Origin of the sequence: Paenibacillus popilliae ATCC 14706 (genome assembly GCF_000315235.1) — a bacterium.
Lineage (GTDB): Bacteria > Bacillota > Bacilli > Paenibacillales > Paenibacillaceae > Paenibacillus_B > Paenibacillus_B popilliae.
On the sequence record NZ_BALG01000065.1, the window covers coordinates 1 to 1,778 of the forward strand.

Annotated in this window: 4 protein-coding genes; 2 read left to right on the forward strand and 2 right to left on the reverse strand. The window is 43.6% G+C overall.

Annotated features, from left to right (window positions below; translation table 11 throughout):
- The first annotated feature begins 232 nt into the window (after nucleotides 1–232).
- Both PPOP_RS06895 and PPOP_RS06900 read left to right on the forward strand, forming a co-directional pair.
- Nucleotides 233–466, forward strand: a complete 234-nt coding sequence (locus PPOP_RS06895; RefSeq protein ID WP_199898950.1) for an AbrB/MazE/SpoVT family DNA-binding domain-containing protein — start codon at nucleotides 233–235, stop codon at nucleotides 464–466.
- A gap of 20 nt (nucleotides 467–486) precedes the next feature.
- Complete coding sequence (locus PPOP_RS06900) at nucleotides 487–717, forward strand: hypothetical protein (protein WP_006285426.1); 231 nt, start codon at nucleotides 487–489, stop codon at nucleotides 715–717.
- A 349-nt stretch (nucleotides 718–1,066) separates the two neighbouring features.
- Here the strand turns inward: PPOP_RS06900 and PPOP_RS23920 are convergent, their stop codons facing one another.
- Complete coding sequence (locus tag PPOP_RS23920) at nucleotides 1,067–1,177, reverse strand: putative holin-like toxin (protein ID WP_234399709.1); 111 nt, start codon at nucleotides 1,175–1,177, stop codon at nucleotides 1,067–1,069.
- Nucleotides 1,178–1,531: 354 nt separating this feature from the next.
- A complete protein-coding gene (locus PPOP_RS06905; RefSeq protein WP_006285428.1) occupies nucleotides 1,532–1,693 on the reverse strand; it encodes an aspartyl-phosphate phosphatase Spo0E family protein in 162 nt (53 codons plus the stop codon).
- Between the last annotated feature and the right edge of the window lie 85 nt (nucleotides 1,694–1,778).

Consider the following 1,778-nt stretch of genomic DNA (forward strand, 5'->3'; position numbering starts at 1 on the left):
GTTTTTCCGTTTTCATAAAGTTGCACCAGTTGCTTTTTAAACTCTGCTGTGAAAGTACGTCGTTGTTTTGGCATTGTAGACGATCCGCTCCTTAGGATAATAGCTTTATTCTACAAGCCCTTATTTTTGTTGTCCAACTAAGTGTAGCCGATCCAGCTAGGGGTTTTACGGCGCTAAGTTATAAGGATCGGAAAAGGGAGGATGTTCTATAACGAGGATGGAAGTCTCAAGAGTGACATCTCCTAAAGCAATACGTGAACGACTGAATCTAAAAGAAGGAGACAAGGTTTCCTTTGTTGAGGACGAAAGTGGTAAGATCGTCATTACGAAATCGAGCGTTGTCGCCTTACGCGAGTTTTTAGATTCGATGGCGAAGGGAGCCAAGGCGAAGGGAGTTAGTGAAGAAGAACTGCTGGACGATCTAGAACAAGTCCGGGAGGAAATGTGGAATGAACGAAACAAATAGTGGGGAGGGCATTAGTTAATATGCCGAGAGAAAAGGAAATAGAGGTACAAGCCGTCTCGTGTATGCTGCCGTTCACGGTGGAAACCGTCAACATGTCAATGTATGACTTTGCAGCGGAAGTGTACGACATGATTGGCAGGTCGTTCAGTATTCTCGAACATCCAAAAAAAGGGGCGCTTGCTTACGAACATGCGGAGCTGGAGACGCTGTTCAGAGTTCAAAAGCTCGCTATTAATCAATATGCATTTTAGGACGTTGCGGCCAATAAGATCGAGGTTGTAAGCGCTCGGGAGGCGACATGCAGGCTGTTTGCACACATGCCATACGTTGAGATGGTCGGCACAGAAATGAGCATGGACATTCTCGCAGAACTCGCCAGCAGACAAAAGAAAACGGAGTAGATCGGAACGGGACGCCTTCCAAGTGGCCATGGGTAGCAAATAAGACCCACTAGACGTATAAAAACCACTATGTTATCATATAAATATAAAAGGAGGCGTGCTAGTAACACGACTCCCGAGCAATAGCCGCTTTAAGAGCGGTCGGCTTGAAAACAAAAGTTTGTCTGAAATAGACCGAAACCTTTTGCGTAGGGGCGGTCTATTTCTTATGGTTCAAAAGAGCAATGACGATGGTAATGATAAACGTCAGTAACACAATAACAAATGTGCCGAAGTCAATCATAAGCGTCAAAGCGTCTTTTATCTCCATGTAGCATCACCTCCCTTCCGGAGGCTTAGCCGACCGCGCCATAAAGCCTTTCTATTGCTTGATAAGTATACCCTATTTCTCCGGACTCTGTAAACTAGAATTTGTCGAATAATCGCCATGCTCTCGCTTAATATAAGCGGAAAATCAGGCAGTCTTGACGATCGACTAACGGACAGATGGCGAGAGTAGCTTTGTTTCAATTAACAAATACAAAATCTTGGATTTGAACGCCTAAACTCATTCGTACATATGTACAAAACACGAACTTTGTGTATATGAATACAGACAAATTTCCGGCCGGAATCAAGATAACGTTCGTGTCCTATGAAGCTCTTGCCTATCTTGTTGGTGTTGCTAACTCTCTCTTTCAACCAGTTTTCGCTGTACTTCAACAATGTAGACATTCAGTTCTTGGCTTAGTTTAATGACTTCATCATCAGCAACACCTCCGACTACAGCTCTTAATAATTCCTGCCTTAGCCCATTAATTTTTAACAATAGCTCTTCAATTGTCAATATCGCTCGAAAATTCCCCAAAAGTATCGCTCGAAAATTCCCCAATTTCATCGGTCGGCTTCAGCATCGCCTATTGAATCAGGAC